The sequence below is a fragment of the Pseudomonas sp. 05T35 genome (assembly GCF_056396605.1).
In genome coordinates this window covers 1-6,989 of the sequence record NZ_JBFTLU010000229.1, presented here as the reverse complement: position 1 = coordinate 6,989, position 6,989 = coordinate 1, and the positions used below count along the sequence as shown (strand labels likewise).

The window sequence follows — 6,989 nt, the reverse complement described above, 5'->3', positions numbered from 1 at the left end:
GCCTTTAAATGTCCGGGTATCGACACATTTTTCTGCTCTACCCCCTGTAGCAGCTGCCGAGCCTGCGGGGCTGCGTTCGAGGCGGGCCGCGGTCGGACGCAGTCCTCGCCAACCCAGCGTACGCGGTTTTCCAGAACAAACGCGCCGCCTGATTTTACGACTGCTTCGCAGCCGGACGCCGCCTCGCGGGCTCGACAGCTGCTACGAAGGTGTCCTGCAGCGTACTTCAATGTTTGCTTCAAATTAAAAGCCGCATTACAAAGGCGCGGGAATGGCTTTGGCGCTGCTGCGCGGCGGATACCAACCCAGCGACTGCAAGGTTTCCAGGCGCGCGCGGGCACGGTACGCGTACTCGTTGTCCGGGTACTGGGCGATGATGAACTGATAAGTCTGGGCCGCATCGACATAGAGCTTCTGACGTTCCAGGCACTGACCGCGCAGCATCGACACTTCCGGCTGTACATAACGCCGCGCCCGGCTATTGCGATCGACCTGGGACAATTCGAGCATCGCGTCCTCGCAATTGCCTCGGTCATAAGCGCGGTAGGCGTTGTTCAAATGATGGTCCATCGACCAACGGGTGCAACCCGTGGCACTGAGGGCAAGGGCGGCAATGAGCACGAATCGCATGGGGGTTCTCCTGTCTTGTGCTCTGTATCGACCCGTTGGTGAAAATCTTCAGGATTGTTCGTTTAAAGAAACAAACGAATAACAAAGCGCTTCACAAAAAGTAGTGCAAACKAACAATGACTACAGCATCGGACCATAGTAGCCTCACTCAGCGCTTGAACTCAGGAGTCTTTGCATGTCCGTCCGTCGTACCAAAATCGTCGCTACCCTTGGCCCGGCCAGTAACTCGCCGGAAGTTCTCGAACAGCTGATTCTGGCTGGCCTGGACGTCGCCCGCTTGAACTTCTCCCACGGCACCCCCGACGAGCACAAGGCTCGCGCCAAGCTGGTGCGCGACCTCGCCGCCAAGCACGGCCGCTTTGTCGCCCTGCTGGGTGACCTGCAAGGCCCGAAAATTCGTATCGCCAAGTTCGCCAACAAGCGCATCGAGCTGAAGATCGGTGATCAATTCACCTTCTCCACCAGCCATCCGCTGACCGAAGGCAACCAGCAAGTGGTCGGCATCGACTACCCGGACCTGGTCAAGGATTGCGGCGTGGGCGACGAGTTGCTGCTCGACGACGGTCGCGTGGTGATGCGCGTCGATACCGCCACCGCTACCGAACTGCATTGCACCGTGACCATCGGCGGCCCGTTGTCGGACCACAAAGGCATCAACCGTCGCGGTGGTGGCCTGACGGCCCCGGCCCTGACTGAAAAAGACAAGGCCGACATCAAGCTCGCTGCCGAAATGGAAGTCGACTACCTCGCCGTGTCTTTCCCGCGCGATGCCGCCGACATGGAATACGCCCGCCAACTGCGCGACGAAGCCGGCGGTACTGCCTGGCTGGTGGCGAAGATCGAGCGTGCCGAAGCCGTGGCCGATGACGAAACCCTCGACGGCCTGATCAAGGCCTCGGACGCCGTGATGGTCGCCCGTGGTGACCTCGGCGTGGAAATCGGCGACGCCGAGCTGGTGGGGATTCAGAAGAAGATCATCCTGCACGCACGCCGTCACAACAAAGCGGTGATCGTCGCGACCCAGATGATGGAGTCGATGATCCTGAACCCGATGCCGACCCGCGCTGAAGTGTCCGACGTGGCCAACGCCGTGCTCGACTACACCGACGCCGTGATGCTCTCGGCAGAAAGCGCCGCCGGCCAATACCCGCTCGAAGCGGTCCAGGCCATGGCGCGGATTTGCATCGGCGCTGAAAAGCACCCGACCAGCAAAACCTCCAGCCACCGTATCGGTAAAGTCTTCGAAAGCTGTGACCAGAGCATCGCCCTGGCCGCCATGTACACGGCCAACCACTTCCCGGGCGTGAAGGCGATCATCGCCTTAACCGAAAGTGGCTACACGCCGTTGATCATGTCGCGCATTCGTTCGTCGGTGCCGATCTACGCGTTCTCCCCGCACCGCGAAACCCAGGCCCGCGCGGCCCTGTTCCGTGGCGTCTACACCGTACCGTTCGACCCGGCATCGCTGCCGCCTGAACAAGTCAGCCAGGCTGCGATCGACGAGTTGCTCAAACTCGGTGTGGTCGAGAAAGGCGACTGGGTCATCCTGACCAAGGGCGACAGCTACCACACCATCGGTGGCACCAACGGCATGAAGATCCTGCACGTTGGCGACAAGATGGTCTGAGTCACCGACCGTTGAAACGCAAAAGCCCTGCCATGTGAATGGCGGGGCTTTTTGTTTTCCAATCTGGCAGTTGCGGTGCCTGCACTACCGCTATCGCGAGCAGGCTCGCTCCCACATTTGATCGCTGTCGACTGCACATTTTGTGTCCACCACAAATCCCCTGTGGGAGCGAGCCTGCTCGCGATAGCGTCAGCCCAGTCAACAAAGATTCAGGACCTGTTGATAACCCCCGACAACACCGCAATCGCTTCCGGCGARCGCARCCGCTGGACAWACAGGYTGCCCTCCTCCTCGATCACAGTGCACAACCGCTGACGATCCAACACCCCACCTGTCAGGTTTGACAGTAGACGCCCTTGCGTTCAGCCCCTTTAATCGTTTCCGTCCACTGCTGCTATCGCTGTCATCAAGGCTACTCGCGCTTGGCTGTTGCAGCTCGTCATTGGAAGTTTTCTACGGATAACCCTCTCCGATTAAAGGATTAGAACGATGAGCCAGTACACAGAGTTGACCGCTCGAGCCGCCGATGGTCTAGACCCGGAATTTGGTGAAAACAAAGACGGTAAAGTCATTCTGCGTTTTCCCGGTGCACGAGATACTTCAGGCGAATGTATTGCCGAATATGAGGGCAATATCTACGTTGGCGGCGGCGTCGACGCCAACGTCGACGGCTTTGACATCTTCCATCAGCTAGGTGTCGCCTGCCTGCATAAAGATGGAACTTTAAATAGGGCATTCGGCAAGGATGGATTTGTAGTCGTGCGTTTTGGCCCCACGCAAGACACCCATCTGCGCCAGATCCTTTTTCCCACCGTCGGGGGTGAACCCAGAATCCTGCTGTCCGGTATCGATACGAAAAAGGGTGACGTTGTGCTCGCTCGCCTTCATCTCGACGGGCGTTTGGATAGGGCGTTTTGCGTGGACGGTCAGCTGACGGTCAAACTGCCTGAAATCCTTGCCAAAGACCTTGGACTGGATTTTACACCGCAGGCGACCACCAGCATGGACGCCTCGGGGCCTTGCACGGTGGCGGATGGGAAAATCTATGTGGTCATGCGAATGTACATGCCGATCTGGATTGCCCAGGTCGCGCTACTGATCCGCCTCAACAGTGACGGCTCGTTTGACACCACCTTCAACAACACCGGTTATGTCGCCGTTACCAATCAACACTGGGGCAATAGCACCATCGAGGACATTTTGGTGCATAACGGAAAAATCACGGTGTGCGGAACATTGGCAGGTCATGGCATGGTGGCTCGTGTGAATGAGGATGGTTCTTTCGACCAAGCCTTCGCCGACAAAGGTTTCAAACTGTTCGAGAACCCCAGTCTCGCGCTCAGAAAGCTTGTCCAGTATTCCGAAGGCGCTGTTCTTGCAGCCGGTTCGGCGTCGTCTCCGTCACAGGGCGTGCTGGCTTGCGTCAACGACCAAGGTGAACTTGTACCAACATTCAATGACGGTAAGGTACTGTTTCAATCCCTCGAAAAACATGTCGGTTTTTGGGATGTTGGACTGTTTGCCGGGAAAATCATCGCGTCCGGGAGATTGGCACAGGAAAACGGTAGCCCTTCATTTTTGGTAGTTCGCTATCACCTAAACGGCATGCTGGATGAGGGCTTTGGCCACGAAGGGAAAGGCTGGAACGCCACCCAATTCGAGAACCAATACACCGTCGCACACCGCATGACCTTACAAGCTGACGGGAATGTGCTGATCGTGGGCGATTGGGCAAACGGTCTCAGCCCTGCTGCGCTACTTGCCCGCTTCCTGAACCCCGCAGCCTCGCCGGCACCAACGGCATGAAGATCCTGCACGTTGGCGACAAGAGGGTCTGAGTCACCGACCGTTGAAACGCAAAAGCCCCGTCATGTGAATGGCGGGGCTTTTTGGTTTCCAATCTGGCAGTTGCGGTGCCTGCGCTACCGCTATCGCGAGCAGGCTCGCTCCCACAGTTGATCTGTGGTGTTCACAGATGTTGTATTCAACCCTTAACTCTGTGGGAGCGAGCCTGCTCGCGATAGCTTCGGCCCAGCCAACAACGATTCAGGATCTGTTGATAAACCCCGACAACGCCGCAATCGCTTCCGGCGAGCGCAACCGCTGGACAAACAGGTTGCCCTCCTCCTCGATCACTTTGCGCAGTTGCTCGCGGTCCGGGGCTTTCATCAGCTGTTTGCTGATGCGCACCGCTTCGGGCGCCAGTGTTTCGAAGCGCAATGCCATCTCGCGCGCCTTGGCCAGTGCAGCCTCACCTGTGGGCAACGCTTGGGTCGCGATGCCCCAGGCGGCGGCTTGTTCACCATTGAAACCTTCGCCCAGCAGCAACAGTTCGGCGGCTTTGGCCTGCCCGAGCAAGCGCGGCAGGATCAGGCTGGAACCGAACTCCGGGCACAGCCCGAGGTTGACGAACGGCATGCGCAACTTCGCATCCGCGCTGATGTACACCAGGTCGCAATGCAGCAGCAAGGTGGTGCCAATGCCCACCGCAGCGCCAGCCACGCCCGCGATCACCGGTTTGCGGCATTCCAGCAGGTTGCGCATGAACTGGAACACCGGGCTGGCGAGGTCGCTCGGCGGTTCTTCAAGGAAATCAGCAATGTCGTTGCCCGCGGTAAAGCATTCACGGGTGCCGGTGATCAGTATGGCGTTGATCTCGGGGTCGGCGTCGGCCTGTAGCAAGGCGTCCGCCAACTGGCTGTACATCGCGCGGGTCAGGGCGTTTTTCTTGTCCGGGCGGTTGAGGCGCAAGGTCAGCAGCCCGCGCTCACGTTCCAGCAGGATGGCGTTCGTCATGGTGAGTCTCGTGAAAGTGATTTCGCGTTCAACCCCGCGGCACGAAAACATCGGCCAGCAGTTGATTGCGCGGCAGCCCTGCCAGGTACAGGCGTCGGGCAAAGGCGTCGACGCTGTCGGGGTGCCCGCAGAGTAAAGCCAGGGTTTGCCGGGAAACAAGGCGCAATTGCGCCAAAGCCACGGTCAGCTCAGCCGCCGTCAACAGCTCGACGCTAAGGTTGGGACGCTGTGCCGCCAGCGCCGCCAAGGGTTTGGCCAGGTAATGCTCGCTGGCATCATGGGCCAGGTGAATCACCCGGATGGGACCTTGATGATCCTGGCGCAACGCCTCACGCAAGACACCGAACAACGGCGCCAATCCGGTGCCGGCCGCCAGCAGCCACAGCGGTTGGGTTTGCCAGTCGGGGTCGTAATGCAGCGCACCGCCGCGCAACTCGCCCAGGCGAATCGGGTCACCGATTTTCAGCAAGCGTGCCGCATCGCTGAATGCGCCCGGCAAGCGGCAGTCGAGGTGAAACTCCAGAAAGCGATCTTCCTGCGGCAGGCTGGCCAGCGAATACGGCCGTGCCACGTTGCCGGCCCACAGCACCAGATGCTGCCCGGCCTGATAACGCAACGGACGCTCGGGCTGCAAGCGCAGGCGCAACACGCTGGGGCTTAACCAATCGGCAGCCTCAACGGTGGCCGGCAAGCCGTCGCGCAGCGGATCGAACACCGCCACCTGCAGGTCATCGACGACCTCGCACTGACAGGCCAGCCGCCAACCTCGCTCACGTTGCTCGGCACTCAGCGCATCGGGACGGCGGTCGCTCACCTCGCCTTTGAGGCACTGCACCAGACACGCGTGGCAACTGCCGGCGCGGCAGCTGTAAGGCACGTGCATGCCGTTCTGGTTCAGCGCGTCGAGCAGGTTGCTGCCCGCAGCCACCGACCACTGAAGTTCGCCCACCCTTAGATCAGGCATCGGCGTTTTCCCAGGCGGCGGCGCAGCGATTGCGACCGTCACGCTTGGCGCGATACAGCGCCTGATCGGCACGCTGCAAGGCGCCATCCAGATCGTCGCCCGACTCAAGCAAGGTCATGCCGGCGGACAGGCTCAGGTCCTGCACCTGCAGACCGACCAGTTCGACCTCGGTAAAGGCAATGCGCAGCCGCTCGCAGCAAGAGGTCAGGCGCTCGGGATCACAATCGGGTAGCAACAACACAAACTCCTCACCGCCATAACGCGCCAGTACATCGTCTTCACGCAGGCAGGCGGTGGCGACACCGGCGAACGCCTGCAACACCTGATCGCCGGCCGCATGGCCATACCTGTCATTGATACGTTTGAAATAGTCGAGGTCAATCAGTGCCAGGCCATGCACCACGCCCTCTTCCATGCTGCGCAGTTCGCGCGAGGCCAGGCGTAGAAAATGCCGGCGGTTGAACAGCCCGGTGAGTTCGTCGGTGGTCGCAAGGTCTTCGAGTTGGCGCATCATCCCGCGCAAGGTGTCTTGATGCGCTTGCAAGGCAAACCGCCGCTTGCGCATGCGTTGGCGCGAGGTCTGAACGTAGCTGGCATACAGCGTCAGCCAGACCAGCACGATAAACAACACGCAGACTTGCAGCGCCGCCAGCACCGGGTCGACCAGTTCAAGGTGATAGCCTTCCCAGAGGTTAAGGCCCGCGAAGCTGAAAAAGACCAAGGCCGCACATCGGATGAACGCCCGGCGCGGCAGATGGAACAGGCCGAATAACAGAATCAGCAGGTAGAACACCAGGAAGGCGCCGCGAGCCGAGTCCAGATGAGCGATCAGCCAGGTCTGCCAGCCCAGCCCCAGCAGCACTTGAACTTCGGTCAGGCTCGGGTCGGCAAAGCGCAGATTGCGCCCGGAGGAAAACACCGCGAACAGCACCGACTGGCTGAGTATCACCAGCAGCGTGCCGATCACCGCAC

At 60.0% G+C, this 6,989-nt stretch carries 6 protein-coding genes; 2 read left to right on the top strand and 4 right to left on the bottom strand.

Annotation, left to right across the window (positions count from 1 at the left end):
• Window positions 1–255: 255 nt before the first annotated feature.
• Window positions 256–630, bottom strand: a complete 375-nt coding sequence (locus tag AC1DH9_RS17845) for a tetratricopeptide repeat protein (protein WP_427531747.1) — start codon at window positions 628–630, stop codon at window positions 256–258.
• A 175-nt stretch (window positions 631–805) separates the two neighbouring features.
• Between AC1DH9_RS17845 and pyk the strand changes: the two genes are divergently transcribed.
• On the top strand, window positions 806–2,257 hold the full coding sequence (pyk, locus tag AC1DH9_RS17840; RefSeq protein ID WP_427536159.1) for a pyruvate kinase: 1,452 nt from the start codon (window positions 806–808) through the stop codon (window positions 2,255–2,257).
• Window positions 2,258–2,746: 489 nt separating this feature from the next.
• Window positions 2,747–4,063, top strand: coding sequence for a hypothetical protein (locus AC1DH9_RS17835; RefSeq protein ID WP_427536161.1), 1,317 nt, complete (start codon window positions 2,747–2,749; stop codon window positions 4,061–4,063).
• Window positions 4,064–4,303: 240 nt separating this feature from the next.
• Here the strand turns inward: AC1DH9_RS17835 and AC1DH9_RS17830 are convergent, their stop codons facing one another.
• The 3 genes from AC1DH9_RS17830 to AC1DH9_RS17820 all read right to left on the bottom strand — a co-directional run.
• Entirely contained in the window at window positions 4,304–5,053 is a 750-nt protein-coding gene (locus AC1DH9_RS17830; RefSeq protein WP_427536163.1) for an enoyl-CoA hydratase, read from the bottom strand.
• A 28-nt stretch (window positions 5,054–5,081) separates the two neighbouring features.
• A complete protein-coding gene (locus AC1DH9_RS17825) occupies window positions 5,082–6,017 on the bottom strand; it encodes an iron-sulfur-binding ferredoxin reductase (protein WP_427536165.1) in 936 nt (311 codons plus the stop codon).
• The coding region (locus tag AC1DH9_RS17820; RefSeq protein ID WP_477808514.1) for a GGDEF domain-containing protein at window positions 6,010–6,989 on the bottom strand (980 nt) is incomplete at its 5' end. The genes AC1DH9_RS17820 and AC1DH9_RS17825, both read right to left, overlap by 8 nt.